The 26,572-nt window shown below is 69.9% G+C and carries 25 protein-coding genes; 14 read left to right on the forward strand and 11 right to left on the reverse strand.

All coding sequences use genetic code 11. The features are described 5' to 3' along the window. Window positions 1-6: 6 nt before the first annotated feature. From ACWEOW_RS11390 to ACWEOW_RS11410, 5 genes are all read right to left on the reverse strand, one after another. Window positions 7-1,791 carry an ABC transporter substrate-binding protein gene (locus ACWEOW_RS11390; protein ID WP_452269302.1) on the reverse strand — a complete coding sequence of 595 codons (1,785 nt, stop codon included), beginning with the start codon at window positions 1,789-1,791 and terminating at the stop codon, window positions 7-9. A gap of 49 nt (window positions 1,792-1,840) precedes the next feature. Next, window positions 1,841-2,833, reverse strand: coding sequence for an ABC transporter permease (locus ACWEOW_RS11395; protein WP_452269303.1), 993 nt, complete (start codon window positions 2,831-2,833; stop codon window positions 1,841-1,843). 272 nt (window positions 2,834-3,105) lie between these two features. After that, the gene (locus ACWEOW_RS11400) at window positions 3,106-4,119 is read right to left on the reverse strand and encodes a hemolysin family protein (RefSeq protein ID WP_452269304.1); all 1,014 of its coding nucleotides are present in this window, start codon (window positions 4,117-4,119) and stop codon (window positions 3,106-3,108) included. Further along, entirely contained in the window at window positions 4,116-5,663 is a 1,548-nt protein-coding gene (locus tag ACWEOW_RS11405; RefSeq protein WP_452269305.1) for a hemolysin family protein, read from the reverse strand. Before ACWEOW_RS11405 ends, ACWEOW_RS11400 begins: the two co-directional genes overlap by 4 nt. Window positions 5,664-5,833: 170 nt before the next feature. Further along, window positions 5,834-6,142: a 4a-hydroxytetrahydrobiopterin dehydratase gene (locus tag ACWEOW_RS11410; protein WP_452269306.1), complete on the reverse strand. Its 309-nt coding sequence runs from the start codon at window positions 6,140-6,142 to the stop codon at window positions 5,834-5,836. A 72-nt stretch (window positions 6,143-6,214) separates the two neighbouring features. On the opposite strand from ACWEOW_RS11410, the gene ACWEOW_RS11415 reads away from it, so the two are divergent. The 5 genes from ACWEOW_RS11415 (at window position 6,215) to ACWEOW_RS11435 (ending at window position 13,136) form a co-directional block, all read left to right on the forward strand. Further along, complete coding sequence (locus tag ACWEOW_RS11415) at window positions 6,215-6,724, forward strand: (deoxy)nucleoside triphosphate pyrophosphohydrolase (protein ID WP_452269307.1); 510 nt, start codon at window positions 6,215-6,217, stop codon at window positions 6,722-6,724. Between the two features lie 13 nt (window positions 6,725-6,737). After that, on the forward strand, window positions 6,738-8,636 hold the full coding sequence (gene typA, locus ACWEOW_RS11420) for a translational GTPase TypA (protein ID WP_452269308.1): 1,899 nt from the start codon (window positions 6,738-6,740) through the stop codon (window positions 8,634-8,636). A 7-nt stretch (window positions 8,637-8,643) separates the two neighbouring features. Beyond that, window positions 8,644-10,413, forward strand: coding sequence for an ABC transporter substrate-binding protein (locus tag ACWEOW_RS11425; RefSeq protein WP_452269309.1), 1,770 nt, complete (start codon window positions 8,644-8,646; stop codon window positions 10,411-10,413). Window positions 10,414-10,424: 11 nt separating this feature from the next. Further along, window positions 10,425-11,303, forward strand: a complete 879-nt coding sequence (mshB, locus tag ACWEOW_RS11430; RefSeq protein ID WP_452269310.1) for an N-acetyl-1-D-myo-inositol-2-amino-2-deoxy-alpha-D-glucopyranoside deacetylase — start codon at window positions 10,425-10,427, stop codon at window positions 11,301-11,303. Window positions 11,304-11,408: 105 nt separating this feature from the next. Further along, entirely contained in the window at window positions 11,409-13,136 is a 1,728-nt protein-coding gene (locus tag ACWEOW_RS11435) for a VanW family protein (protein ID WP_452269311.1), read from the forward strand. Between the two features lie 127 nt (window positions 13,137-13,263). On the opposite strand, the gene ACWEOW_RS11440 is transcribed toward ACWEOW_RS11435, so the two are convergent. Then, entirely contained in the window at window positions 13,264-14,361 is a 1,098-nt protein-coding gene (locus ACWEOW_RS11440) for a GNAT family N-acetyltransferase (protein WP_452269312.1), read from the reverse strand. Between the two features lie 66 nt (window positions 14,362-14,427). On the opposite strand from ACWEOW_RS11440, the gene fdxA reads away from it, so the two are divergent. The 4 genes from fdxA (at window position 14,428) to ACWEOW_RS11460 (ending at window position 17,737) form a co-directional block, all read left to right on the forward strand. Next, on the forward strand, window positions 14,428-14,754 hold the full coding sequence (gene fdxA / locus ACWEOW_RS11445) for a ferredoxin (RefSeq protein WP_452269313.1): 327 nt from the start codon (window positions 14,428-14,430) through the stop codon (window positions 14,752-14,754). 8 nt (window positions 14,755-14,762) lie between these two features. Then, on the forward strand, window positions 14,763-15,887 hold the full coding sequence (gene dapC, locus ACWEOW_RS11450; RefSeq protein ID WP_452269314.1) for a succinyldiaminopimelate transaminase: 1,125 nt from the start codon (window positions 14,763-14,765) through the stop codon (window positions 15,885-15,887). Between the two features lie 116 nt (window positions 15,888-16,003). Continuing rightward, entirely contained in the window at window positions 16,004-17,284 is a 1,281-nt protein-coding gene (locus tag ACWEOW_RS11455; protein ID WP_452269315.1) for a citrate synthase, read from the forward strand. A gap of 102 nt (window positions 17,285-17,386) precedes the next feature. Beyond that, complete coding sequence (locus ACWEOW_RS11460) at window positions 17,387-17,737, forward strand: hypothetical protein (RefSeq protein ID WP_452269316.1); 351 nt, start codon at window positions 17,387-17,389, stop codon at window positions 17,735-17,737. Window positions 17,738-17,846: 109 nt separating this feature from the next. On the opposite strand, the gene ACWEOW_RS11465 is transcribed toward ACWEOW_RS11460, so the two are convergent. Next, window positions 17,847-18,722 (reverse strand): hypothetical protein, encoded by an 876-nt coding sequence (locus ACWEOW_RS11465; protein WP_452269317.1) that lies wholly within the window; start codon window positions 18,720-18,722, stop codon window positions 17,847-17,849. 46 nt (window positions 18,723-18,768) lie between these two features. Next, the gene (gene dapD, locus ACWEOW_RS11470; RefSeq protein ID WP_452269318.1) at window positions 18,769-19,707 is read right to left on the reverse strand and encodes a 2,3,4,5-tetrahydropyridine-2,6-dicarboxylate N-succinyltransferase; all 939 of its coding nucleotides are present in this window, start codon (window positions 19,705-19,707) and stop codon (window positions 18,769-18,771) included. A gap of 92 nt (window positions 19,708-19,799) precedes the next feature. On the opposite strand from dapD, the gene dapE reads away from it, so the two are divergent. From dapE to ACWEOW_RS11490, 4 genes are read left to right on the forward strand one after another with little or no spacing between them, the layout of a single operon-like run. Continuing rightward, the gene (dapE, locus tag ACWEOW_RS11475) at window positions 19,800-20,927 is read left to right on the forward strand and encodes a succinyl-diaminopimelate desuccinylase (protein ID WP_452269319.1); all 1,128 of its coding nucleotides are present in this window, start codon (window positions 19,800-19,802) and stop codon (window positions 20,925-20,927) included. Window positions 20,928-20,957: 30 nt separating this feature from the next. Continuing rightward, window positions 20,958-21,728, forward strand: coding sequence for an LOG family protein (locus ACWEOW_RS11480; RefSeq protein ID WP_452269320.1), 771 nt, complete (start codon window positions 20,958-20,960; stop codon window positions 21,726-21,728). Next, the gene (locus ACWEOW_RS11485) at window positions 21,725-22,510 is read left to right on the forward strand and encodes a hypothetical protein (RefSeq protein ID WP_452269321.1); all 786 of its coding nucleotides are present in this window, start codon (window positions 21,725-21,727) and stop codon (window positions 22,508-22,510) included. The genes ACWEOW_RS11480 and ACWEOW_RS11485 overlap by 4 nt, the downstream gene beginning before the upstream one ends. Further along, window positions 22,507-23,721, forward strand: coding sequence for a hypothetical protein (locus tag ACWEOW_RS11490; RefSeq protein WP_452269322.1), 1,215 nt, complete (start codon window positions 22,507-22,509; stop codon window positions 23,719-23,721). The genes ACWEOW_RS11485 and ACWEOW_RS11490 overlap by 4 nt, the downstream gene beginning before the upstream one ends. A gap of 35 nt (window positions 23,722-23,756) precedes the next feature. Here the strand turns inward: ACWEOW_RS11490 and ACWEOW_RS11495 are convergent, their stop codons facing one another. Beyond that, window positions 23,757-24,584 (reverse strand): enoyl-CoA hydratase/isomerase family protein, encoded by an 828-nt coding sequence (locus tag ACWEOW_RS11495; protein ID WP_452269323.1) that lies wholly within the window; start codon window positions 24,582-24,584, stop codon window positions 23,757-23,759. Window positions 24,585-24,725: 141 nt separating this feature from the next. Here ACWEOW_RS11495 and ACWEOW_RS11500 point away from each other — a divergent pair, with 141 nt between their 5' ends. Then, complete coding sequence (locus ACWEOW_RS11500; protein ID WP_076262632.1) at window positions 24,726-24,899, forward strand: DUF3117 domain-containing protein; 174 nt, start codon at window positions 24,726-24,728, stop codon at window positions 24,897-24,899. Window positions 24,900-24,961: 62 nt separating this feature from the next. Here ACWEOW_RS11500 and ACWEOW_RS11505 read toward each other — a convergent pair whose 3' ends face one another. Both ACWEOW_RS11505 and ACWEOW_RS11510 read right to left on the reverse strand, forming a co-directional pair. Further along, a complete protein-coding gene (locus ACWEOW_RS11505) occupies window positions 24,962-25,687 on the reverse strand; it encodes an AfsR/SARP family transcriptional regulator (RefSeq protein ID WP_452269324.1) in 726 nt (241 codons plus the stop codon). 132 nt (window positions 25,688-25,819) lie between these two features. Continuing rightward, the gene (locus ACWEOW_RS11510) at window positions 25,820-26,563 is read right to left on the reverse strand and encodes a hypothetical protein (protein ID WP_452269325.1); all 744 of its coding nucleotides are present in this window, start codon (window positions 26,561-26,563) and stop codon (window positions 25,820-25,822) included. Window positions 26,564-26,572 lie beyond the last annotated feature (9 nt).

A 26,572-nucleotide genomic window follows, 5' to 3' on the forward strand; every position in this document is an offset into this window, starting at 1 on the left:
GTGCTGCTACTTCTTGGTCGTGCCCAGCGTCGTGTAGTCGTAGAAGCTGAACGCGTCGGTGACGAACACGTTCGTCAGGTTCTCGGGTCGGTAGAGCAGACCCTTGCCCCAGACACCAGGCAGGACCACCGCGTTCTCCATGACGGTCTTGTCGACCTGGCCCCAGATCGAGTCACGCTTGGCGACGTCGTTCTCGCCGAGCGCCTGGTCGATGAGGGCGTCGACCGCCGGCAGCTTGATGCCGAGGTTCGTGTTGCCGGCCGGGCGGATCACGCGGCTGTCGACGATCTGCTCCATGAAGCCGAAGCCGTCAGCCCAGTCAGCGCCCCAGCTCATGATCATGAGGCCCAAGCCGTTGGCCTTGGCGTAGTCCGGCTTGCCGACGTAGAGCTTGAAGTAGTCACCCTGCGGGAAGCCCTTCAGCGTGGCCTTGATGCCGGCCTTGGCCAGCGACTGCTGGAGCGACTCGGCGGTGGCCTTCTCCTTCGGACGCTCGGTGCGGTAGGCGATGATCGTGTCGAAGCCGTCGGGCTTGCCGCACTTGGCGAGCTCGGCCTTGGCGGCATCCGGGTCGCCCTGGGGCTTCGCGGCGAAGTTGTAGAGATCCATGTCCTGGTGGCCCGGGACCGACGGGGGCATCAGGCTCGTCGCGATCGAGGCACCGATGCTGCCGCCGTACGCGCGCTGGTAGCCCGTCTTGTCGTACGCGAGCAGGACGGCCTTGCGGCAGTCGATGTTGTCGAACGGCGCCACGTCGGTGTTGATCTGCGTGTAGTTCGTCCGCTGCGTGTTCGGGTTGTCGGAGTTCTTCTTCAGGTCCGGGCTGGCCAGGATCTTGCCCTGCGCCGCCGCCTGGACACCCGTACCCGCGAGGTCGACGTCGATGTCACCCGACATGAGCCGGTTGTCGAGGTCTGCCGCGTTGACGCCGATCTCGACCGTGAGCTTGTCCGGGAGGGCCTTGCGGCCGGTGTCCGGGTCGGTAGCAGGGTCGTAGTTCGGGTTGCGGTCGAGCTCGAGGAGCTTGCCGGCCTGGTACGTCGTGAACTTGTACGGGCCCGTCGACATGACGTGCTCCTTGTACTTCGTGCCGGTGTCCTTGGCCTGCGGGACCGGAACCGTGGCAGGAAGCATGGCGAAGTAGTCGAACCCGGAGAAGGCGGTCTTCAGGTGGAAGACGATCGTCTTGTCGTCGGGCGTGGTGATCGACTTGAGGTCGTCGAGGTTCTTGTCCTTGTAGACGGAGTAGCCGTCGGGGACGTCGGCGAGGAAGTCGTTGAAGTACGTCGGACCGTTCGGGAACGTCGTCTTGTCGAGCGAGCGCGCGACGGCATACTTCACGTCCTTGCTCGTGACCGGCGTGCCGTCCTCGTACTTGACGCCGTCACGCAGGGTGTACGTCCACGTCTTGTTGCCGTCACTCGGCTTGCCGAGGGACGTCGCAAGGTCCGGGACGAGCTTTGCGCCTTCCTCACCCGGTGCCGCCTTGAACGTCACGAGGCCGCGCCCGTAGTTGCGCAGGAAGTCCCAGGACAGGCCGTAGTAGGTGTCGCCGGGGTCTACCGAGTCCCAGTCGTCCGAGATGCCGAAGCGCAATGTGCCGCCCTTGGCGTCCGAGGGGTTGACGACCTTGGTGAGTGCCGCGTCGGCAGCGACGGCTGACGAGCCGCCTCCGCCCCCGCTGCCGCCGGTGCCGCCCGTGGTGCCGCCGGTGTTACCGCCGCCACAGGCGGTCAACCCCAGCGCCAGGGCCGTCGCACCGGCGACAGCCATGATGCGCGTTTTCTTCATGTGCTTTGCGCTCCCTTGTCTTTTCTGGTGGTGCATACGGTCGCAGTGGTCACCGCGACCGAGGATCGAGGGCGTCACGTAGGCCGTCCCCGAAGAGGTTGAAGGCGAGGACCGTCACGAAGATGGCCATGCCTGCAGGGATCATGAACCAGGGGTCGATCTGGTACCACGTGGCGGCATCGGACAGCATGCCGCCCCAGGTGGCGCGAGGGGCCTGGACACCGACACCGAGGTACGACAGAGCCGCCTCGAACAGGATGTTGGTCGGGATGAGCAGGGTCGCGTAGACCAGGATCGGCGCGAAGAGGTTCGGCAGCAGCTCCCGCGTCACGATGTACGGCGTCCGCCCGCCGAGGCTGCGCGCCGCATCGATGAACTCGCGCTCGCGAAGGGAGAGCGTCTGGCCGCGCACGAGGCGGCCGATGTACGGCCAGTTGAAGAAGCCGATGATGAAGATGATGACCGCGATCCGCAGCGAGTCGCCCTTGAGGCCGAACGCCGAGTCGGGGATGACGCCGACGAGGGCGAGGGCGAACAGCAGCAGCGGGAACGCGAGGAAGATGTCCATGAGGCGGCTGATGAAGCTGTCCACCGAGCCGCCGAAGTAGCCGGCGATGAGCCCCATCGTCGTGCCGATGGCGACCGACACCAGCGTTGCGAAGAACGCGATGAGCAGCGAGACCTGCGAGCCGTACAGGATGCGGCTGAACAGGTCTCGGCCGTTCACCGGCTCCAGGCCGAACAGGAAGTCCCACGAGACCCCGCCGAAGGGGCCGATGGGGATCTGGGTGTTGGCGTCGATGAGGTCCTGGTGGAACTCGTCCGGCGGGTGTCCGAGCAGCCTGACGATGAGCGGGGCGAGGATGGCGACGACGACGAGGAAGATGACGAAGATGCCGCCGGCCAGCGCCACCTTGTCTCGCTTGAGCCGGCTCCACGCGATCTGGCCGAGCGAACGACCCTCGATGACGCCGCCGCCTTCGAGCACCGCCTCGGGGGCTGCTGACGCTCCGCCGGGTTCGAGCTCGAGGGGTGTGCTCACGTGCCGTCACCTCCGGGTGTGATCGGTGCCGGGCGGGGCCACCGTGGACCCACCGACATTATTCGGCGACAGCCGCAAACCTACGCTCCCTACGACCGCGCCGCCCATCTTTCAGCGACCGGGCGCGACCAGCAACCGACTATGCCGAATCGTGACTCGCTGGATATCTTTCGGCGATCTGGCGGGTTGAGCGACAAACCTTCCCGTGCGAGGGCCGCACGCACGCGCCGGCCGCTCGGCTGGGAACTGGGTGGTACTTTGCTGGGAGCCCGCTAGGCGTCCGTCTCGTCCTCGAACCGCCCGAGCACGCGCTCGAGCAGGTCCTCCATGGTGACGATGCCGACCGGGCCCTGGGGGCCCTCCACGAGCACCAGCTGGGCCTGGCGGGACCTCATCAGTGACACGGCGTCGAGCAGGGACAGGCCCGCATCCACCTGGAGGGCTGGCGCGGTGACGGTCGTGACCGGCGCCGAGGCGGCGGAGCGCACGACGTCCCGCACGTGCACGATGCCCACCGGGACGTCGCGGTCACGGACGAGCAGCCGTGAGCGGCCCGACTCCCGCGACACGGTCTCGGCCTCTGCACACGTCGCAGACGCGCCCACACCGACGACGTGCGCGAGCGGCACGAGCACATCGGACAAAGGGGTGGTGTCGAGGTCGATGGCGCCGGCCAGGACGCGGTGCTCCGGCTCCGCGAGCAGGCCGTGCTCCCGCGAGCTCTGGAGCAGCAGCTCGAGCTCCTTGGGGCCGTGCACCTGGGCGAGCTCGTCCTGAGGCTGCACGCCGACGAGGCGGAGGCATCCGTTGGCCATGGCGTTGAGCAGGGCGAGGACGGGTCGCATGACGCGGGCGAAGGCCCGGAACGGCAGCGCCAGCATGAGCGCGGACCGCTCTGGGTGGGCGATGGCCCACGACTTGGGCGCCATCTCGCCCACGACCATGTGGAGGAAGACGACGATGGCGACGGCGAGCACGACGGAGACGACGTATGCCGCCGCGTCGGGCAGCCGCAGGAAGGTGAACACGGGCTGGAGCAGCTCCGCGACGGCTGGCTTCGCCAGCGAGCCGAGGCCGAGGGTGCACAGCGTGATCCCGAGCTGGGCGCCCGCGAGCATGAGGGAGAGCTCACGGCTGCCGCGGACCGCAGCCCGGGCGGCGAGGCTGCCCCGCTCGGCCAGGTCCTCGAGCCGGTGCCGTTTGCTCGCCACGAGGGCGAACTCGGCCGCCACGAAGAAGGCGTTGCCGACGAGAAGGAGCACGGAGACGAGCAGCGCGGTGGTCATCGCGTCTCCTCTTCCGGGGCGCCGCCCTCGGTGGCCTTGGTGCCCTTGGTGCCCTTGGTGCCCTCGGTGCCCTTGGTGCCCTCGCCGCCATCGGCGAGCTGGGCCACCTCCGCGTCGAGGCGTTCCAGGTCACCCATGAGGTCGAGAACGGCCACGCGCACGGTCGCGGGCACGTGCCGCGCGACCGCCTCGACGGTGAGGCGGACCGTGACGCGGATCCGGCGCAGCTCGCTCTCGTCGGGATCGGCGTCCGGCTCGGGCTCGTCGCCGCCGGAGCCCTCGGGTGTCGCGAGGTGACGCCGGTCGCTGACCACCTCGCGGCGGGCGTCGGCCTCGACCATGTCGGAGACGCGTGCGGTGCGTCCGAGCCGCTCGAGGATGAGCCCGCTCAGCGTCGCGTGCTCGTCGGTGCTCGTGAGCTCGAGGTCGGTGGCCGCCTCGAGCTCGTCGAGGCGCACATGGCCGGGCACCAGCCACTCGTCGGGGGCGGTCTCGAGCACGCCGGGCTGGGGGCTGTCGTCCTCGTCGAGGATGTCGCCGACGACCTCCTCGGCGATGTCCTCGAAGGTCACGACACCGGCGAAGCCGCCGTGCTCGTCGACGACGACGGCGAGCTGGCGATGGTCGGCCCGGATCTGCTCCAGGACGCGGGGGAGTGGCGCGCTCGTCGGCACGACCGTCGGCTCGGACACGACGGAGCCGATCTGCGTGGTGGCCCGCAGCTCCGCGGGGACGGCGAGCAGCTCGGGGATCCCTGCCACGCCGACGATGTCGTCGCCGTCCCGGCCGGTGACCGGGAACCGGGACCAGCCGGTGTCGAGCAGCGTGACGAGGTCGGAGAGGGGCGCGCTGGCCCGGACGGTCGTCACCCTGACGCGTGGTGTCATGACGTCGCTGGCGTCGAGCGCGCGGAAGCGTAGGCCGCCCTCGAGCACCTCCGACAGGTCGTCGTCGAGGAGGCCCCCGGCGTGCGACTCGTCGATGATGCGCGTGAGGTCCTCGGCCGTCGCACCGTGCTCGAGCTCCTCGACCGGCTCGATACCGACCTTGCGCAGCAGGGCGGTGGAGGCGCGGTCGAAGAGCCGGACGACCGGGCCCGCGAGCCTGAGGTAGACGAGGGTGGACCGGCTGAGCGCCCGGGCCAGCGGGACGGTGCGAGCGATGGCGAGGTTCTTCGGCGCCAGCTCGCCGAAGACCATCTGGACGATGGTCGAGAAGACGAGGACGGCGGTCACCGACAGGCTCAGCCGGGCGGCATACGACATGGAAGGGTCGAGCAGCTCGGCGAGGCCCACGCCGACGAGCGGCTCGGAGACGTAGCCGACCAGGAGCGCAGTGACGGTGATCCCGAACTGCGCCGCCGAGAGCGTGAAGGACAGCTGTGAGGTGACCTGCAGCGCGCGGTGCGCGGCGGCGTCGCCGCCCTCGGCCCGCTGCCGAAGCGCGTTGCGGTCGACGGCGACGTAGGTGAACTCCTGAGCCACGAAGTAGCCCGTGGCAGCGGTGAGGGCCAGGATCAGCACGATCCCGAGAACGATGCTCATGCCGATTCACCAAGCACAGCGCCGCGACGCCGGAGCGAAGCGAGGCGCCAACAAACACGGGGCGGCCGGACCGAGTCCGGCCAGGGACTATGGCCCTCCTGAGACTCGGAGGCCGAGCCGGGACGGGTCTGTGATCGCATGCGCCAATCCTAGGTGACCGCGGGTGTGCCTCAGCCCGTCGCGCTGGCGCCCACCAGCCCGGCCTCCTGGGAGATCTGGTGCGCGAGCTCGATGTCGAGCTCGGTCAGCCCGCCCTCGGAGTGCGTCGAGAGCACGAACGTGACGGTGCGCCACCGGATGTCGATGTCGGGATGATGGTTCATCGACTCGGCCGCGGCGGCCACCTCGCGGACCAGCCGGATGCCGTCGAGGAACGACGGAGCCTCGTAGGAGACGCGGATCTCGCTGCCGTCTCGAGCCCAGCCCGGCAGGTCGCGGAGCTGGCGCTCGATCTCTTCGTCGTCAAGCAGTCGTGTCATGAGTCCAGTAAAACGCGGACGTATGCCGGACGGCTGAGTCCGCGCGAGGGCTGTGGCACGATCGGGGGCGCCATGAGCAGCGATTCCTCCACACTGCCGCCCGAGCCCGCAGACGACATGCGCCGGTCGCTACGGCTCGTCGTCGGCGCCGCCATCGTCGACAGCCTCGACCGGCCGACCCGCATGCTCGCGGCGCGCCGCACCGAGCCCGCCGCCCTCGCGGGCGGCTGGGAGCTGCCCGGGGGCAAGGTCGAACCGGGCGAGTCGCCACTGTCCGCCCTCCATCGCGAGGTGTGGGAGGAGCTCGGCGTGCGGGTCGCGTTCGGTGCGCACGTCCCAGGGCCGCTGCCGGGTGCCACCTGGGCGCTCGGCGACCGCTACGAGATGCTCGTCTGGCTCGCGGAGGTGGTCGAGGGCACCCCGGCGCCGATCGAGGACCATGACGAGCTGCGCTGGCTGCCGCTCGACGCGCTGCATGCCGTCGCATGGCTGCCGGCGGACCTGCCGATTGTCGATCGGCTCGAGTCGCTCTTGCGCTCCGGACCGCCGCAGAGCGTGGTCAAGGACATGCCGAATCCCTGAGAGACTATCCCCCATGCCCATGAAGACCCGCGCGGACATCCGCAACGTTGCCATCGTCGCTCACGTCGACCACGGCAAGACCACCCTCGTCGACAAGATGCTCTGGCAGTCGGGGGCCTTTGGCGAGCACCAGCACGTCGACGAGCGGGCGATGGACTCCGGTGACCTCGAGCGGGAGAAGGGCATCACGATCCTCGCCAAGAACACCGCGGTGCACTACACGGGCAAGGCGTCGACCGACCGCGGCCTGGCGGACGGCGTCACGATCAACATCATCGACACCCCTGGGCACGCCGACTTCGGCGGCGAGGTCGAGCGCGGCCTGTCGATGGTCGACGGGGTCGTCCTGCTCGTCGACGCGTCCGAGGGCCCGCTCCCGCAGACGCGCTTCGTCCTGCGCAAGGCGCTCGCCGCGAAGATGCCGGTGATCCTGTGCATCAACAAGGTCGACCGGCCCGACTCACGCATCGCCGAGGTCGTCGACGAGACCTATGAGCTGTTCCTCGACCTCGACGCCACCGAGGAGCAGATCGACTTCCCCATCGTCTACGCCTCCGCCAAGGCGGGCCGCGCATCGATGCAGCGGCCGGACGACGGCGGGCTGCCGGACGGCGCCGACCTCGAGGCGCTGTTCGCGACCATCCTCGAGACGATCCCAGCTCCGACGTACGACGACCAGGCCCCGTTGCAGGCCCATGTCACGAACCTCGACGCCTCCAACTTCCTCGGCCGCCTCGCCCTGCTGCGGGTCCACAACGGCACGATCAACAAGGGCCAGCAGGTCATGTGGTGCCGCCACGACGGCTCGCAGCAGCGGGTCAAGATCACCGAGCTGCTCATGACCGAAGCCCTCGAGCGCAAGCCGGCCGAGAGCGCCGGCCCCGGGGACATCATCGCGGTCGCCGGCATCCCGGACATCACGATCGGCGAGACCCTCGCGGACGCAGACAACCCGATCCCGTTGCCGCTCATCACGGTCGACGAGCCCGCCATCTCGATGACCATCGGCACCAACACGAGCCCGATGGTCGGGCGGGTCCGCGGCGCGAAGGTGACTGCGCGGATGGTCAAGGACCGACTCGACCGTGAGCTCGTCGGCAACGTGTCGCTGCGCATCCTGCCGACCGAGCGACCCGACGCCTGGGAGGTGCAGGGCCGCGGCGAGCTGGCGCTCGCGATCCTCGTCGAGCAGATGCGACGCGAGGGCTACGAGCTGACGGTCGGCAAGCCGCAGGTCGTGACCCGCGAGGTCGACGGGAAGGTGCACGAGCCGGTCGAGCGCCTGACGATCGACACGCCGGAGGAGTTCCTGGGGCCGATCACGCAGATCCTCGCCGCGCGCAAGGGCCGGATGGAGCAGATGACCAACCACGGCACGGGGTGGATCCGGATGGAGTTCCTGGTGCCCTCGCGCGGACTCATCGGCTTCCGCACCGAGTTCCTCACCGAGACCCGTGGCTCGGGGATCGCCCACCACGTCTTCGAGGACTACGAGCCGTGGTTCGGCGCGATCACGACGCGCACGAGCGGCTCGCTCGTCGCCGACCGCACGGGCGTCGTCACGGCCTACGCAATGGTCAACCTCCAAGAGCGTGGCACCCTGTTCACCGAGCCGACGACCGAGGTCTACGAGGGCATGATCGTCGGCGAGAACTCCCGAGCCGACGACATGGATGTCAACATCACCAAGGAGAAGAAGCTCACCAACGTTCGCGCCTCCTCGTCCGACAACTTCGAGAAGATCGTTCCGCCGCGCAAGCTCAGTCTCGAGCAGTGCCTCGAGTTCTGCCGCGAGGACGAGTGCGTCGAGGTCACCCCCGAAGCCGTCCGGATCCGCAAGGTCGTGCTCGACGCGACCGAGCGGTCCCGCACTGCTGCCCGCGCGCGGGCCGCGGCGAGGTCCGAGGGCTGATCCGAGCGTGCGGGTCGAGCTTCGCGGGCTGAGGCGGGGGGTCACCGCCGCGGTCGGTGCTGCCCTGCTCGCGACGGGCTCGGTCGCCTGCACGGGCGAGAGCGGCATCGGAGGGTCGGCCGGTGTCGCCGGCTCGTCGTCGGACTCCGGCGGTGCCGCCCAGCCCGGTGGCACGCTCAATGTCCTCGTCGCCGACTCGATCGCGACCTGGGACCCGCAGCTGATGTACCCCAGCCCCGAGGCGTTCTTCGCCCAGCGCACCTTCGCGCGGGGCCTGACGGCATACGGCACGGGTGAGCACCAACGTGACATCGAGGGTGACCTCGCGACCGACACGGGCACCCCGTCCAACCAGGCCCGCACGTGGACCTTCACCCTGCGCGACGGCCTCCGGTGGCAGGACGGCTCCCCGATCACGTGCGAGGACGTCCGGCACGGCGTCGCGCGCACGTTCGACCGCCGCACCCACGTCGGCGGCACGAACTACGCGAGCTACCTGCTCGATATGCCGACGAAGGTCACGGCCGAGGGGCTCGAGAAGCCTGTCTACACCGGTCCCGGCGACAAGAAGCACCAGAGCGACTTCGACAAGGCTGTCTCCTGCAAGGGCCGCACGGTGACGTTCCGGCTGCGCGACTCCGAGCCCGACTTCCCGCACATCGTCGCGATGCCGGAGTTCGCGCCGCGCAAGGCCTCGACCGACACCAAGGACGACAAGGCCAGCCTCGTGGTCATGTCGAGCGGCCCCTACAAGCTCAAGGAGCCGTGGACGGTCGGCAAGGGCGGGACGTTCGTCCGCAACAAGTACTGGGACCCTCGCACCGACCCGATCCGCCAGGCCTACCCCGACGAGATCCAGGTGACGACCGACCTCGGCGAGTCCACGGTCATCCAGCGCCTGCTCAACCAGCAGGACGACGACGCGTATGCCGTCTCGTGGGTCCAGGCGAGCCCGACCCTGCGCAACCAGGCCGGCACGGACCTCCAGGCCCGTCTCACGTTCCCGTACACCGGCAACGTCGACTACCTCGCCCTCAACATGCGCAGCAAGGTCATGTCCAATGCAACGGTGCGCAAGGCGTTCGCCCTCGCCACCAACCGCGCCACGTACGTCGCCGCGACCGGCGGCGACGGCGCCGGCACCCCGACCTGGTCGATCCTGTCGCCCGCGGTCGACGCGAGCGGCACGACGCCCCCGAGCGGCACCTACGTCGAGGGCGACCCCGAGTCGGCCCGGCTCCTGCTCGAGCAGGCCGGCCTGAAGCTGCCGGTACGCGTGCGCGTCGTGCACGCGAAGTCGGTCCTCGCCGACAAGGCGTATGCCGCCCTGGCCGCCGGGTGGGAGCGTGCCGGCTTCGACGTGCAGCTGACGGGCGTGGCCCCGGAGGAGTACTACGCCACGATCGAGAAGCCGAACTCCGTCAACACCTACGACGTGTTCCGCGGGGTGTGGACTCCCGACTGGCCGTCGGCGAGCGGGGTCCTGCCCGCCCTGTTCGACTCCCGGCTCAACATCGACTCGAGCGGTCCCGGACAGGACGTCGGGTACTTCAGCGACGACAACGTCAACGGGCTCATGGACAAGGCCGACGCCACGCCCGACCCCAAGGCGCGGGCCTCGGTCTGGGAACAGGTCGACGACGCCATCCGCGCCAAGCAGGGCTATGTGGCTCTCTCGGCGACCAAGGCGCTCTACCTGCACGGTTCGGGCGTCAAGAACTACGAGGACCACGCCGTCGGCGCCGTCGTGGACCTCGCCACGGTCGCGGTGCGCTGACTGGAGGCCCGGTGGCTCGCCTGCTGTTCGTCCACGCCCACCCGGACGACGAGACGCTGACCTGTGGCATCGCCATGGCGTACCATGTCGCCCGCGGCGACGAGGTCCACGTGCTCACCTGCACCCTCGGCGAGGAGGGTGAGGTGATCCCGGAGCCGCTCGCCCACCTCGAGGGCCATCCCGACGACACGCTCGGTCCGCACCGTCATGCCGAGCTCACCGAGGCGCTGCACCGGATCGGCGCCACGATGCACGTCCTCGGCGCGGACGCCGGACACCTGTCGCGCTTCCGCGACTCCGGCATGGTCGGGTCTGCGGCCGCGCGTCACCCGGACGCCTTCGCCGCGGCCGACGTCGACACGGCCGGAGCTCTCGTGGCCGACGTGGTCCGGTCCGTGCGGCCCGACGTCGTCGTCACGTACGACGAGCACGGCGGCTACGGCCACCCTGACCACATCCAGACCCACCGGGTCACGCGACGCGCCCTGCAGCTGCTCGACGCCGACGACCTACCGGCACACACCTACGAGATCCTGACGCCGCGCAGCTGGGCGCACGAGGACCGCGCGTGGCTGCACACAGCCGACCCCACGGCATACGCCCTCCCGGTGGGCGAGCCCCCGCTCGTGCTGCCCGCGGCCAACGACCCGTTCCCGCCGTCGGTCGTGGCCGACGAGCTCGTGTCGCACGTCGTCGAGGACGCCGCTGCCCGCGCGGTCCAGAACGACGCCCTTCGCGCCCACGCCACCCAGGTCATCGTCGCGAGCGAGGACGTCCACGCCCTGTCGAACCGGATCGCCGCCCGCACGACGGCCCGGGAGGGTTTCCGGCAGGTCGACCCCCGCACCTGGGCGGCCACCGGGCAGCGTGGCACGAGCCTGCTTGCCTGAGCCGGCAACGAATCCGTCACGGCCGCTGTGTCGTGAGGTCCGTCGGCCCCATTCTGCGAGGCATCGGGTTACCGTCATGCGACCCGTCCCCTCCCCGGAGATCCCATGCCTGACTCGTGGCAACCTGAGCCCCGTCGAGAGAACCGTTCGACCGCGCTGCGCCTCCTTGTGGCCAGCCTCGTGCTCGGGGGCGGCTATGCGGCCCTGTGCATCTGGGCGTCCGACCACGTGCCCGCCACCGTCACCATCGGCGGCATCCACGTCGGCGGGATGTCGCCCGACCAGGCGGGAGCCGCCATCGAGCGCGGATCGCAGACGCTCCTCAGCACGCCGATCGCACTGAGCGTGCCCGGCCGTGAGGAACCCGTGCAGGTCGTCCCTTCCACGGCGGGCTTCACGATCGACATCCAGCGGTCCCTCGACGGGCTGACCGGTTTCACGCTGAGCCCGACCACGGTGTGGAGCAAGCTGACCGGCTCGGTCGAGGCGCCGCTGCTCACCAGCGTCGACGACGACCGCCTCACGGCATACCTCGGCACCCTGGCCCCGAAGGTGGCGGTCGCCGCCACGGAGGGCAGCGTGTCCTTCCCCGGTGGGACGGTCACCGTCGCGCTGCCTCAGCCCGGCCAGGCTCTCGACGTCGCAGGCACCAAGCTCGCGCTGCGCAAGGCGTTCCCGGACTCGGACTCCGCGACGGCCGCGATGCGTGCCGTCGACCCGGCCGTGAGCCCCGAGACCGTCCAGCAGGTCGCCGACGAGTTCGGGCGGACGGCGATGTCGGGGCCGGTCACCGTCGTGGCCGGCACGGCCAGGGCGCAGCTCAGCCAGGCGGAGTTCGCGCCGATGGTGTCCCTCGAGCCGGACGATGCCGGCAGCCTCCGGCCGGCCTTCGACGAGCTGGGGCTGGCCGCTCTCGTCGCGAAGAAGCTGAACGTCCCCAGCAACGCGGCGCAGGACGCCCGCTGGGTCTTCGCGCCGAACAACGGGCGGCCCCGGTTGGTGCCCTCGGTCGACGGCTCGGCCGTCGACCAGGCCGCGCTCGGCACGCAGGTCGCCGCCGCCATCGGCAGCGGCAACCGGACGGTCACGGTCAAACCGGTCGTGACCAAGCCCAAGCTCACCACCGAGCAGGCCCAGAAGGCCGGCATCACGACCCTCGTCGTCGACTTCAAGTCACCCTTCCCCACGAACGACAAGACCCGCACGAACAACCTTGTCGTCGCCGCACGCACGATCAACGGCACGTACGTGCCTCCCGGCGGCACCTTCAGCCTCAACGGCGTCCTCGGCGAGCGCACGGAGGACAAGGGGTATGCCGACGGGACCGTGATCATCAACGGCCGCCTCACGCGCGGCACCGGTGGCGGTGTGAGCCAGGTGTCCACGGTGATCTACAACATGGCCTACTTCGCGGGCGCCGACATCCTCGAGTTCACCCCGCACGCCTTCTTCATCCCGCGCTACCCCGAGGGGCGTGAGGCCACCGTCTACTGGCCCAGCATCGACAACAAGTGGAAGAACGACACGTCGTTCGGGATGCTCCTGCAGACGTGGGTCGAGGACGGCTACGTGCACGGCCGCGTGTGGAGCACCAAGGTGTGGGACATCACGTCGGTCAAGGGCCCGCGCCGCAATGTCGTCCCGCCGGAGCGGATCGTCATCGACGGCCTCAAGTGCTACCCGCAGCAGCCGAACCCGGGCTTCGTCGTCACCGTCACGCGCCAGTGGTACCGGCCCGGCTCGTCGGTGCTGGTGAAGAAGGAGTCGGTGACGACGCGCTACCGACCCGAGGACGAGATCGTCTGCACGAACCCCAACGCCACCCCGCCGTGACCTCCCGCCATGACCCTGGCCCTCGCCCCGGGCCCGCTTGACCCGCAACACACCGAGCAGTCGCCAACTTCGACGGTTATTTCCATCAGAGTTTGCGGCTGCTCGGTGTGTTGCCGGTCTGGGGCGCTCAGGTTGTGGGGGTGTCGGGCTTGGCCAGGTAGGTGTACTCGTGGTGCAGGGTGAAGCCGAGACGCTCCCAGAAGGCGATGCCGTCCGTGTTGTCGCCCGAGACCTGCAGGTAGATGGCCGGCATGTTGTTCTCGCGGGCGACCATGGCGATGGCTGACACGATCGTCGTGGCCAGGCCCTGGCGGCGGTGCTCCGGGTCTACCCAGAGCCCGAAGATGCCGGCCCAGCCCGGGTGGATCGCCATCCGGGCGATGGCCACGATCCGCCCGCTCTCCGGGTCGCGGACCGACATGAACAGCTGCCCGTCGCTGCCGGACAGCACGGCCTCGGTCACGCCGGGGACGAGCCGGCGCTGCTCGCCGTAGGCCATCAGCCACTCGGTCTGCAGCTGCGAGTCGGCGGTGACCGGCGCCGACTCGGTCGTCAGCGGCGGGATCGCAGACGAGAGGCCGGTCATGACGAGGACGCGCTGCCAGTCGTCCCGACCGCCGCCGACGGCGTATCCGCGCTCGAGCAGGGCGGCGCCAACCGGGTCCTCCTGCACGACGAAGCCCTGGTCGCCGTGCAGCTGGAAGAGCGTGGGAGCCTCGCGCTCGGCATACCAGTTCTCGACGTAGTCGATGGCGCGGTCGAGGGGCAGGCTCGGGTCACCCACGGGCAGAGCGGAGTTCGCGCGACCCGTGAAACCCTGCGAGGAGCGCAGCACCCAGTCGCCGAGACCCGCCCGGTCGGTTGCGACCCAGCCCTTGGCCATGACCTTCTGCAGGTCGTCCGCTGAGACGCGCTTGTGGGCCGGTCCGGCCACGCTCGCCGGCGGAGGGACCTCCTTGGCGGCGATGATGTCCGCGCGGATCAGCTTCACGCGCTCGGTCTTGGTGTCGACGATGAGGAAGTCGCGGTCGCGCGCGATGAGGTCACCCACGAAGTCGGTCGCGCGGGCCTCCTGGCCGGGCTCCAGGAGGTACCGGACGACGACCCGGTTGCCGATCGTCAGGCCCGCGGAGAGGCGGTGCCCGGGGGTGTCGACGAGGGCACCGTCGGCGCCGCTGGAGGGGTCGGTCTCATCGGAGGGGCCGTGCGTGGGCTCGCCGTTCATGTCCGGCATACTAGGCGTTGCAGCAGAATGCACCCGAACGCTCCACCAGCAGGAGGTCCCCTCCCCATGACCTATGTCATTGCCCAGCCTTGCGTCGACCTGAAGGACAGGGCCTGCATCGAGGAGTGTCCGGTCGACTGCATCTACGAAGGGAAGCGGTCCCTCTACATCCACCCCGACGAGTGCGTCGACTGCGGCGCCTGCGAGCCGGTGTGCCCCGTCGAGGCCATCTACTACGAGGACGACGTGCCCGAGCAGTGGGCGGACTACTACAACGCCAACGTCGAGTTCTTCAACGACCTCGGCAGCCCCGGCGGTGCCGCCAAGCTCGGTGTCATCGACAAGGACCACCCGCTCATCGCCGCGCTGCCGCCGCAGGAACACGACGAGTGAGCTGACGGGTGGGCGCCTCGCTGACTCCGCTCGACCTGCCCGAATTCCCCTGGGACCTGCTCGCGCCGTACAAGGCGCGGGCAGCGGCACATCCGGACGGGATCGTCGACCTGTCGGTCGGCACGCCCGTCGACCCGACGCCTGAGCTCGTCCAGTGCGCGCTGGCCGAGGCGGCCGATGCCCCGGGGTACCCCCTCACGGTCGGCACGCCGGAGCTGCGCGAGGCGATCTGCGCCTGGTTCGCGCGGCGGCGCGGCGTGCCGGGACTCGGCATCGACCAGGTGCTGCCGACCATCGGCAGCAAGGAGCTCGTCGCCTGGCTGCCCACCCTGCTCGGTCTGCGCGCCGGCGACGTCGTCGGCATCCCGGCGGTCGCCTACCCGACCTACGACATCGGCGCGCGAATCGCGGGCGCCTCTACGGTCGTGGCCCAGTCGCTGACGAGTCTCGGCCCGCTCACCGAGACGACGACGCCAAAACTGTTGTGGCTCAACAGCCCCGGCAACCCGAACGGCCAGGTGCTCGGAGTGGAGCACCTGTGCAAGGTCGTCCACTGGGCTCGCGAGCACGGCGTCGTCGTTGCGAGCGACGAGTGCTACGCCGAGCTCGACTGGCGCGAGGGGCAGCTCGGCACCACGACGCCGAGCGTGCTGCACCCCGACGTGTGTGACAACGATCATGACGGTCTCCTCGCGGTCTACTCGCTGTCGAAGCAGTCCAACCTCGCCGGCTACCGCGCCGCGTTCGTGGCCGGGGACCGGAGCCTGGTCTCGGCGATCCTCGAGGTGCGCAAGCACGCCGGCATGATCATGCCCGCACCTGTCCAGCACGCGATGGCGGTCGCCCTGGGTGACGACACCCACGTCGCGACGCAGCGGACGGCATACCGTCGTCGGCGCGAGCAGCTGCTCGCCGCGGTCACGCGGGCGGGCCTGCGGGTGGACCACTCCCTGGCCGGCCTCTACATCTGGGCGACCCGCGGGCAGGACTGCTGGACAACGGTTTCCGACTTCGCGGACTTGGGGATCCTCGTCGCGCCGGGCGCTTTCTACGGCCCTGCGGGAGCGCAGCACGTGCGCATCGCTCTCACGGCGACCGACGAGCGTGTCGAGGCCGCCTGCGCCCGGCTCTGAGACCCGCCGAAATCGCCGAATGGGACCACTTTTCTCCGGCGACCCGACGCTGGGGTAACGTCGCTGCCGGATATGTGTCCGGCGACGACGGCCGGAGCGACAGGAGGCGAGGAACAGTGACGAAGGCAGTGGACGCGACTCTCAAGGTTGCAGACAAGGAACTCACCTTCCCCGGTGTCGAGGCCGTCGACGGGAACGACGGGCTGGGCGTGAGCTCGCTGCTGAAGGAGACCGGCCTCGTCACCTACGACGTGGGCTTCGTCAACACGGCGTCGTGCAAGAGCGCCATCACGTACATCGACGGCGACGCCGGAATCCTTCGCTACCGGGGCTACCCGATCGACCAGCTGGCCGAGAAGTCCTCGTTCGTCGAGGTCTGCTACCTGCTCATCTACGGCGAGCTGCCGACCCCCGACCAGCTCAGCACGTTCGAGGACCTCATCCGCCGGCACACGATGCTGCACGAGGACCTTCGCGCCTTCTTCAACGGCTTCCCGCGCGACGCGCACCCGATGCCGGTCCTCAGCTCGGCGGTCTCGGCCCTCGGCACCTTCTACCAGGACAGCCTCGACCCGTTCGACCAGGAGCAGGTCGAGATCTCCACGGTGCGCCTGCTCGCCAAGCTGCCGACGATCGCGGCGATGGCCCACAAGAAGAGCGTCGGCCAGCCGTACATGTACCCCGACAACTCGCTCTCGTTCGTCGAGAACTTCCTCCGGATGACCTTCGGCTACCCCGTCGAGCCCTACCACGTCGACCCCGTCGTGGCCAAGGCCCTGGACCTGCTGTTCATCCTGCACGCCGACCACGAGCAGAACTGCTCGACCTCGACGGTCCGCCTCGTCGGCTCGGCCCACGCGAACCTCTTCAACTCCGTCTCCGCAGGCATCCATGCCCTGTCGGGTCCGCTCCACGGCGGCGCGAACCAGGCCGTGCTCGACATGCTCGGCCAGCTGCACGAGTCGGGCGACGACCCGAAGAAGTTCATGGAGAAGGTGAAGAACAAGGAGGGCGGCGTCCGCCTCATGGGCTTCGGCCACCGGGTCTACAAGAACTACGACCCGCGCGCCGCCATCATCAAGAAGGCAGCCGACGAGATCCTCGAGAAGCTCGGCCAGGACGACCCGCTGCTCGACATCGCCAAGGGCCTCGAGGAGATCGCCCTCGCCGACGACTACTTCGTCGAGCGCAAGCTCTACCCGAACGTCGACTTCTACACCGGTCTCATCTACAAGGCGATGGGCTTCCAGTCCAAGATGTTCACGGTGCTGTTCGCGATCGGCCGCCTGCCCGGCTGGATCGCCCAGTGGCGCGAGATGATGAACGACCCCGAGACCAAGATCGGCCGCCCGCGCCAGATCTACACGGGTCAGGCAGAGCGCAACTACCCGGCCTGACGCGTGTAGATCTGCCGCAGCGCCCTGACGGGACCCGTCCGGCATCACGCCGGTCCCAGGCCCTCGCCCCTCTCGGGCGGGGGGCCCCGGCATGATGGGTGGATGGCGAAGTACCACGTGAACGACGCCGCGGTGGCCCGTTGCCGCGAGCTCATCGACAAGAGGCAGTACGTCCTCGACAGCGACTGGGGCGACGTCCAGCCCGACGCCGAGGCGCAGAACGCCTTCCTCGAGAACCATTCGTGGGAGGACTATGCCGCCTGGCATCTCGGCCTGACGGAGGGCGCGAACGACGGGACGAAGGCGCGCTACGCCTTCGTCTATGGCGACTTGCGCCGGGTTCACCGGACGGCGCTCATCGCCTGCGTCTACCGCGCCTCGGAATGGCGCCACAAGGACGTCGAGCTCGCGGCGCACGACCTGCTGCAGTACCTCGACGGCGCGACTGGCTGATCGGCATACCGCTCGCGCCTCCCTGCCACGATTTGGGGGCCACGGGGCCGGTATGGCGGGGAATCGGGCTCGGGGGCCACCATTTGGGGGCCGCGGCGCCGGTATGGCGTTAGGCGAGGGTGATGGTCACCGTGGTGCTCGGCTGGCCCGCCGACCAGCCGTCGTCGCCGTGGTTCCGGTCCCACTGACGCTCGCCGATGCTGACGGCCGTCGCGCCGTACTGCTGGGCGCGTGCCACGCTCCAGTGGGCGACCGCCCAGGCGGTGGTCTGGTCGGGCGCGGTGACGGTGAGCTGGTGGTCGCCGGTGCGCGTCGAGGTGACGCCCATCTGCTCGGACAGGTCGGACGCCACCTGGCTCGGGGCGACGCTGCTCTTGGCGGCGTCCAGCCGGCAGGTCAGCCCGGCGGGGGAGTGGCCGGTGAGGGTGGAGGCGAGCACCCGGCCTTGACCTTCGTGGTCGCGGTACGCCTCCGGGTAGCCGCTCTTCTGCACCCGCTGGGCGATCTTCGTGATGTCCGCGTGCTCGTAGTCCTGGAACTTGGCGAGGGCGTCGTAGAAGCGGTTGGTCGCGTAGACGGGATCGAGGATCTGCTTCTCGGTGCCCCAGCCCATGCTCGGCCGCTGCTGGAACAGGCCCAGCGAGTCGCGGTCGCCGTATCGCAGGTTGCGGATCTTCGACTCCTGGAACGCGGTGGTCAGGGCGATCGTGGCGGCCCGTGGCGCCATCTCGCGCTTCATCGAGATGGCGGCGACGAGGGCTGCGTTGCCGGTCTGCTCCGGGTCGAAGGTCTCGGTCATGCCGGACGCCGTGATGGTGCACTGCGGGTTGACGACACTCGAGTAGAGGAACCGGGCGGCATACCAGACCCCGGCTCCGACGATGGCGAGCACGACGAGCACCGCGATGCCGCGCCCACGCCGGCGTCGCCCGGGGCTGGCGGCCCGGGCCTCGGCGAGCACGGGGCCCGTTCGGGTGTTCGTCATGAGGTCCTCTGGTCGGCTGGGACGTCAGCCGCGCGGACGGCTTCGGTCAGTCGTTGGCGTGCAGTGCGGCGTTCAGGGCGATTCCGGAGCCGGTGCGGGAACGAGCCTCGACGGCACCGGTCACGCTGTTGCGGATGAACAGGATGTTGCTGGATCCCGACAGGTCCCTGGCCTTGACCACCGACCCGTCGGGGAGCCTCACCTTGGTCCCCGCCGTCACGTAGAGCCCCGCCTCGACGACGCAGTCGTCACCGAGGGCGATGCCGATGCCGCCGTTGGCTCCGACCAGACAACGCTCACCGATGCTGACGCGTTCCGTGCCGCCGCCCGAGAGCGTGCCCATGATCGAGGCGCCGGCGCCGATGTCCGACCCGTCGCCGACGACGACACCCTGCACGATGCGCCCTTCGACCATCGAGGTGCCGAGGGTGCCGGCGTTGAAGTTGCAGAATCCCTCGTGCATCACGGTCGTCCCGGGCGCGAGGTGCGCGCCGAGCCGCACACGGTCGGCGTCGGCGATCCGCACGCCTGCGGGCACGACGAAGTCGGTCATCCGCGGGAACTTGTCGACGCCGTAGACCGCGACGTGACCGGCAGCGCGCAGGCGTAGCCGGGTCGCCTCGAACCCGTCCACGGCACACGCCCCGGCACTCGTCCAGACGACGTTGGGCAGCACGCCGAAGATCCCGTCGAGGTTGATGGTGTTGGGCCGCACGAGGCAGTGGGACAGCAGATGCAGGCGCAGGTAGGCGTCCGGCGCGTCCGCCGGGGCCGCGTCGAGGTCGACCTCCACCAGGCGCACCTCGGTGCGCACGCGGCGGGCCGGGTCGGTCGCCGCCAGGGACTCCAGCGCCGCAGCGAGCTCATCGGAACCGGCGTCGGACGGAGGCTGACCCAGCGCAGGCGCAGGGAACCACGTGTCGAGCGTCTGACCGTCCTGCGTCACTGTGGTCAGTCCGTATCCCCATGCGCTGCGCTCAGACATGGCCGCAAGGATAGGGCGACCCGCGGACCCGGCGAAACGCCGACCCACAGCCCGGACGGGTCGGACACCCCGGTGGAGATAGCCTTCCCGGTATGCCGTCCAGCCCCCAGTCCCCGGCCGCCCCGAGCGCTTCGGCCGCCGTGAGCGCCCCGACTGACGTCGCGCTCGACCTGACGAGCGACGTCACGACGCTCGCCGCGGCGGTCTGCGACATCGAGTCGGTCAGCCGCAACGAGGCCACGCTCGCCGACGCCGTCGAGGATGCCCTGCGTGGGCTGGACCACCTCGAGGTCACCCGGGACGGCAACACGGTCGTGGCACGGACGAGCCTGGGCCGCGACGAGCGCGTCGTGCTGGCCGGCCACATCGACACCGTGCCCCTCACCGCCGTTCCCAACTTGCCCACGCGTCAGGTGGACGGGCAGCTCTGGGGCCGCGGCACCGTGGACATGAAGGGCGGCGTCGCGGTGATGCTGCGGATCGCGGCGGAGGTCACCGAGCCCAGCCGCGACCTGACGTTCCTGTTCTACGAGTGCGAGGAGATCGACGGGCAGTTCAACGGCCTCGCACGCGTCGCGGAGACCCGGCCCGACCTGCTCGCCGGTGACTTCGCCGTCCTCCTCGAGCCGACCTTCGGCGCGATCGAGGGCGGCTGCAAGGGCACCCTGCGCGCCGACGTCACCACTCGGGGCGTGGCTGCCCACTCGGCCCGTCCGTGGAAGGGGCACAACGCCATCCACGACGCGGCGGCCGTTCTCGCCCGCCTCACGGCATACGAGGCGGAGACCATCGACGTCGACGGGCTCGACTACCACGAGGCCCTGCAGGCCGTCGCCATCAGTGGCGGTATCGCCGGCAACGTCATCCCCGACCGCTGCACCGTGACGGTGAACTACCGCTTCGCCCCCGACAAGAGCGTCGACGAGGCGTTCGCCCACGTAGAGCAGGTGTTCGACGGGTTCGAGGTCTCCCTCGGCGACGCCGTCGCCGGCGCGCGCCCCGGGCTGCACCTGCCCGCGGCCAAGGCCTTCATCGACGCGCTCGACGTCCCGGTCAGCGCCAAGGAGGGCTGGACCGACGTCGCCCGCTTCTCCGGGCTCGGCATCCCCGCGGTGAACTACGGGCCGGGTGACCCCAACCTCGCGCACATGGACGAGGAGAGCTGCCCGGTGCAGCAGTACGTCGACGCCGAGGCCGCGCTGCTGCGCTGGCTCGCCTGACCGCACGGGTAGGGCCTTTAAGGTGGCGCTGTGAGTGACGAGCAGGCGGACCTCGACCAGGTGACCGCGTACCGTGACGAGCGCCGCACGGGTCCCGTCACGCTGCGGCGCAACAAGGTGCCGCCCACGACGACGGACCAGCGACTCCTGCAGTCGTCGCAGCCGGCCGACTGGCTGCACGCGGACCCGTGGCGGGTGCTGCGCATCCAGTCGGAGTTCGTCGAGGGTTTCGGCGCACTCTCCGAGCTCGGGCCCGCCGTGGCCGTCTTCGGCTCGGCCCGCCTGCGGCAGGACGACCCGGCATACGCGCTGGGCGTTGAGGTCGGGCGCAGGCTCGCCGAGGCGGGGTATGCCGTCATCACCGGAGGCGGCCCCGGCGCCATGGAGGCCGCGAACAAGGGCGCCTACGAGGCCAAGGGAACCTCGGTCGGCCTGGGCATCGAGCTGCCCTTCGAGACCGGGCTCAACGAGTACGTCGACCTCGGCATCAACTTCCGCTACTTCTTCGCCCGCAAGGTCATGTTCCTCAAGTACTCCCGTGGCTTCGTCGTGATGCCCGGCGGCCTCGGCACGCTCGACGAGCTGTTCGAGGCGCTGACCTTGGCGCAGACCCAGAAGGTGACCGAGTTCCCGGTCGTGCTCATGGGTGCGGCGTACTGGCGCGGCCTGCTCGACTGGCTGCGTGACACCGTGCTCGAGCGCGGCATGATCGGCCCGGCCGACCTCGACCGCCTCGTCGTCACCGACGACCCCGAGACCGCCGTCAAGGCCATCCGCACCTACGAGGAGCCGTCCACGTGAAGTGGTTCATCCTGTTCGTCGGCGTCATCATCGTGTGCTTCGTCGTGGCCCTGATCCTCGGGCTCGCGAGCGGGGCGATGAGCCGGCCGACGTCGAGCCTGAGCCACGAGCCGTTGCCCGATGACCCGATCGAGGACGCCGACTTCGACGACCTCTCCTTCGACGTCGCCGCCCGTGGCTACCGGATGAGCCAGGTCGACGGGGTCGTCGACCGGCTGCGCAGAGAGCTGCGGGAGAAGGATGCCGAGATCGCGGTCCTGCGAGGTGAGCAGCCCGCCGAGCCCGATGCGGACGGGACCCGCACCGACGAGCTCCCTGCGTTCGACGTCGCCAAGGACCTGCCGAGCGTCGAGGTGGGCGAGGAGCGCCCCGAGGTCGACGCCCCAGACGACCGTCCCGCGATCGAGGCGCCAGAGGACCGTCCCGCGATCGAGGCCGCCGACAAGCCCATCGACGAACCGAGGGCCGAGGCTGCTGAGGAGCCGTTAGGCGAGGATGCTCAGGAGCCTGCCGCTGAGCCGGTCGCCGAGCCGGTTGCCGAGCCGGTTGCCGAGCCGGTTGCCGAGCCGGTTGTCGAGCCTGCTGAGGAGCCTGCTGAGGAGCCTGCTGAACAGCCCGCCGCCGAGGCTGCTGCCGAGCCGGCGGACGTGCCGCCAGCCAAGCAGCCCGCGGCAAAGCAGCCCGCCGCCAAGCAGCCCGCCGCCAAGCAGCCCGCGGCAAAGCAGCCCGCGGCCCGAGGCAGCCGGACGAGGCCCGCCACGCGCCGCCCACCCACGACATGACCGAGGCGCTCAACCTTCGCAACCGTTGGACGTTCGTCGGGTGGGTGCTCGCGATCTACGCCGTCGCGCGCGTCATCACCACGACGATCCTGCTGCTCGTCATGCAGCACCAGGCCCCCAGCGGGATGACCGGCGGCGACAACGTGCCGGTGTCGTACTTCCCGTTCACGGCGCTGTGGGACGGGCAGTGGTACTGGCGGATCGCCGACGGCGGCTATCCCGACATCCTGCCGATCACCGACTCGGGCAAGGTCGGCGAGAACCAGTGGGCGTTCTACCCGCTCTTCCCGTACCTGGCCAAGGCTGGCATGAGCATCACCGGCCTGAGCTTCCCCGCGGTCGCCTCCACGATCGCGCTCGTGTGTGGTTTCGGCGCGGCCGTGCTCATGGGACTGCTCCTTCGCGAGCGGATCGGGGACCCTGCGGCATACGTCGTCGTGGCCCTGTGGGCGAGCTTCCCGGCGTCGGTCACGCTGCAGCTCGCGTACACCGAGTCGCTCGCGATGCTGCTGCTCGTGGCGTACCTCTATGCGCTGTCCCGAGGGCGATGGCTGATCGCCACCGTCATCGCGCTCCTCATCGGGCTGTCCCGGCCGATCGCGCTCCCGCTGGGTCTGGTGACGCTCGTCGTGGTCGTCATGAGGTTGCGCACGCGGGTCGAGAGGCCGGTCGCCCGGGGCGAGTATGCCGCCATGGCCGCAGCGCTCGTGGGCTGCGGGGTCGCTGGCTTCCTGTGGCCCGCGATCGCCTGGTGGCGCACCGGTGTCAGCAGCGCGTACACCGACACGATGGCGGCTTGGCGGGGCTATGCGACCGTGGAGCCGTTCGTGCCGTGGCTGGACAAGGCGACGTACTGGCTCGGCCCGACCTGGGGTCCGTTCTGGCTCTTCGCGGCGGCAGTCCTGCTCGTCGTCGCCGTCGCCGGGCCGTGGGCCGGGGCGCTCGGAGCCGAGCTGCGCACGTGGTCGCTGGCGTACCCGGCATACCTGGCCGTCGTCCTCGACCCGTTCACCAGCCTGTGGCGCTACCTGCTGCCGCTGTTCCCGTTGGTGCCGATCCTCATCGGAGCGGGGTGGGCGGACCGGCGCGGGAACTCCTGGCCGCGACTGCTCATCGTCGGCGTACCGCTGCTCGTGCTGTGCGTGCTCGGGCAGTACTGGTGGACCGACGTCCTCTGGCGCTTCATCCCGCCGAGCGACTACCCCCCGTAAGCCCCGCCCGCACCGGACCCCGGCGTGGATCCGGGTCAGGTGCCGGTGAAGGTGGGCTTCTCCTTGGCCAGGAACGCGTCGACGGCGGCCCGGTGGTCGCTGCTCATGCCGGTCAGGGCCATCAGCTCGGCCTCGTTCGCGAGGGCATCGGCCAGGTCGGCGCTCGCGGAGTACGCCACCGCCCGCCGGATGGAGCCGTAGGCCAGCGTCGGCCCGTCGGCGAGCGTCCGCGCGAGCTCGGTCACGGCGGCGTCGAGCTCGTCGGCGGCGACCACTCGGGTCACCAGGCCCAGCTCGGCAGCCTCCTGCGCCGTGATCGTCCGGGGGAACATCAGCAGCTCCTTGGCGCGGGCCGGGCCGACGAGCCGGGGAAGTGACCAGGAGGCACCGGAGTCGCAGGACAGTGCGATCCCGGCGAAGGAGGTGTTGAGCCCGGCGACCTCCGAGGCGACCCGGAAGTCGCATGCGAGGGCGAAGCTCATCCCCGCACCCGCGGCGACGCCGTTGAGGGCCGCGACCACCGGCTTGTTCATCGTCACGATCGCCGTGACGATCTTGTTGTAGTGGTCCGTCACCGTCGTGGCGAGGGACGACGTCGGGTCGCCGAGGCTCTGGACGTGCTCCTTCAGGTCCTGCCCGACGCAGAACGCGCGGCCGTTTCCGGTCAGCACGACGCAGCGCACGGCCGCGTCCTCGGCCACCGACTCCAGGGCGGCGACCAAGGCGTCCTTGAGTGCGTTGTCGAGGCTGTTCATCGCCTCGGGGCGGTTGAGCCGGAGCCAGGCGATGCCGTCGGACACGTGGACGACGAGCGGACCGGCGGGCGTCTCGGACGAGTGTTCGGTGTGGGCTGACTCGCTCATGGGCGCCACTCTCTCCCAATCCGGTCCGCTGCGGAAGCCGCAGCACCGCAGCGTGCCCTCTGTCACATCCCCGGATTAGGTCTCCCACACGGCGCACGGAATAATGGGTCCTAAACCGAGGATTCCTAGGGAAGGGGAACCATGGCAGCAATGAAGCCGAGGACCGGCGACGGACCGCTCGAGGTCGTCAAGGAGGGCCGCGGCATCGTGCTGCGGATGCCCCTTGAGGGCGGCGGACGGCTCGTCGTCGAGATGACCCCCGACGAAGCTGCGGCTCTGCGTGACGCGATCCAGGGTTGTGACGGCGTCAGCTGACCCTTCCGCCTGATTCGGACCTGACGGCCCCTGACCACTCGGTCAAGGGCCGTCGCGCGTACCTAGGCAAGCAACGCCGTCATCTTGGGTGACGGCTCGAGACGCAGCTCGTCCCAGAGCCGGTCCCGGAACGCGTGGTAGGCGCGCACGGCATCGACGCGGTTGCCGATCGCCAGGTGCAGCGACACGAGAGTGGTCGCGGGTCCCTCGCCGAGCGGCTCGATCCGCGCTGCCACCTCACAAGCCGCGATGGCGTGAAGGGGAGCAGCGTCGGCGAGCCGGCCCGCGAGCATCTCCAGAGCGCGGGTCTGAGCACGCTGGATCCGTTCTCGCTCGACGAGCACCCAGTCGTCGAACTCCCCGAGCAGCAGCTCGGGCCCGTCGAGGACTCGCAGCCCGTCCACGGCACTCCCGGGCGAGACGACGTCACCTCGCTCGAGCCGGTCGCACCACTCGCGGACCACGTCGACATCCGACTCGAGGTCATCGGACAGCACCAGCGAGTCGCCGTCCGAGTCGATCAGGCCCGGCGCGAGCCGACGCACCGCATGCAGGGACTGCCGCAGGCTCGAACGGGCGTTGTGCTCGTCCACCTCGGGCCACAGCACCCCGGCGACATGACATCTGTGTCGCGAGCCGTGAACTGCGAGATAGGCGAGGAGCAGACGCTCGCGGTGGAGCATCCGCACCGTGGTGGTGCCATCCAGCAGCCGCCAGTCGCCGAGGAGACGTAGTCGCCATCGCGGACCGGCCGCTGTCGGTGGGCGTGTCGTAACTCCGAGAGCCATGACGAGCCCCCAAGCTCATGGTCGTTGGGTTCGTTGATCAGCCTCCAGTCAGAGGACCGTGGAGTCGCGCCTGATACGCACCTAGCCTGTGGAGGCCCTGAACGTCCGGTATGCCGCGGGCACCCCGGCCGGTCAGCTGCCCGTGTGCCGGTCGACGTTCACCGTCAGCGCGGTCGCCCCGATGTCGCGCTGAAGCGCGCGCCCGGCGTTGTCGAGCAGGTCGCTGCCACTGCCCGAAACGGCCGAGGGTCCCCGCTGGGGAGCAGCAGACCGGGACCGGGCGTCCGTCGATCCCGACCTGGGAGCCACGTCGCTCGTCTCGGCCTCGCCGCGTAGGTCGCGGACGAGCCGGCGCAGCAGCGACTGGGCAGCCTCGGACAGGTCGCTGCGCTTGCCGCCGACCAGGATGAACTGCACGGCCGTGGCCTCGCTCGTGCAACCGACACACGCAGCGTTGACGGCGAGCGACCGGTTGTTGGCCACGATCGGCTGCGAGCCGACGACCAGGACCACCTGGACCGACACGGCGGAGGCGCCGCAGCCGGTGCAGCTGTTCGCCCAGGCCACTGCGACGTTGTCGGCGCTGGTCCCGCCCCCGCCGATGGTGCGAACCACGTGGACAGCAGAGGCGTCCGCCTCGCACCCGTCGCAGCTCGCGGACGAGGTTGCGGTGGTCGTGACGCGTCCCGCGCGACCCACCTTGTCCCACGCGGTCAGCGACTCGCTGGCGGACGGCATACCAGGACTGGCCTGGGCGCTCGCGACGAGCTGGGCTCGCGAGTGGTCGCCGTCGGCCTGCGACGCGGGCTGGACGAGAACGAGCGCCGCCATGACGGCGACGCTCGCGATCCGGGTGGGTGTGGTCAGTGCTCGCATCCTTGCCTC

Source organism: Monashia sp. NPDC004114 (genome assembly GCF_053603855.1).

Bases quoted from the DNA above. Each gene is read 5' to 3' on its own strand.
- ACWEOW_RS11495 (WP_452269323.1), bottom strand. From the start codon at position 24,584: ATGAGCGAGTCAGCCCACACCGAACACTCGTCCGAGACGCCCGCCGGT.
- dapE (WP_452269319.1), top strand. From the start codon at position 19,800: ATGCCGTCCAGCCCCCAGTCCCCGGCCGCCCCGAGCGCTTCGGCCGCC.
- ACWEOW_RS11415 (WP_452269307.1), top strand. From the start codon at position 6,215: ATGAGCAGCGATTCCTCCACACTGCCGCCCGAGCCCGCAGACGACATG.
- ACWEOW_RS11405 (WP_452269305.1), bottom strand. From the start codon at position 5,663: ATGAGCATCGTTCTCGGGATCGTGCTGATCCTGGCCCTCACCGCTGCC.
- typA (WP_452269308.1), top strand. From the start codon at position 6,738: ATGCCCATGAAGACCCGCGCGGACATCCGCAACGTTGCCATCGTCGCT.
- fdxA (WP_452269313.1), top strand. From the start codon at position 14,428: ATGACCTATGTCATTGCCCAGCCTTGCGTCGACCTGAAGGACAGGGCC.
- ACWEOW_RS11490 (WP_452269322.1), top strand. From the start codon at position 22,507: ATGACCGAGGCGCTCAACCTTCGCAACCGTTGGACGTTCGTCGGGTGG.
- dapD (WP_452269318.1), bottom strand. From the start codon at position 19,707: ATGTCTGAGCGCAGCGCATGGGGATACGGACTGACCACAGTGACGCAG.
- ACWEOW_RS11505 (WP_452269324.1), bottom strand. From the start codon at position 25,687: ATGGCTCTCGGAGTTACGACACGCCCACCGACAGCGGCCGGTCCGCGA.
- ACWEOW_RS11510 (WP_452269325.1), bottom strand. From the start codon at position 26,563: ATGCGAGCACTGACCACACCCACCCGGATCGCGAGCGTCGCCGTCATG.
- ACWEOW_RS11460 (WP_452269316.1), top strand. From the start codon at position 17,387: ATGGCGAAGTACCACGTGAACGACGCCGCGGTGGCCCGTTGCCGCGAG.
- ACWEOW_RS11400 (WP_452269304.1), bottom strand. From the start codon at position 4,119: ATGACCACCGCGCTGCTCGTCTCCGTGCTCCTTCTCGTCGGCAACGCC.
- ACWEOW_RS11390 (WP_452269302.1), bottom strand. From the start codon at position 1,791: ATGAAGAAAACGCGCATCATGGCTGTCGCCGGTGCGACGGCCCTGGCG.
- ACWEOW_RS11465 (WP_452269317.1), bottom strand. From the start codon at position 18,722: ATGACGAACACCCGAACGGGCCCCGTGCTCGCCGAGGCCCGGGCCGCC.
- ACWEOW_RS11440 (WP_452269312.1), bottom strand. From the start codon at position 14,361: ATGAACGGCGAGCCCACGCACGGCCCCTCCGATGAGACCGACCCCTCC.
- ACWEOW_RS11500 (WP_076262632.1), top strand. From the start codon at position 24,726: ATGGCAGCAATGAAGCCGAGGACCGGCGACGGACCGCTCGAGGTCGTC.
- ACWEOW_RS11410 (WP_452269306.1), bottom strand. From the start codon at position 6,142: ATGACACGACTGCTTGACGACGAAGAGATCGAGCGCCAGCTCCGCGAC.
- ACWEOW_RS11435 (WP_452269311.1), top strand. From the start codon at position 11,409: ATGCCTGACTCGTGGCAACCTGAGCCCCGTCGAGAGAACCGTTCGACC.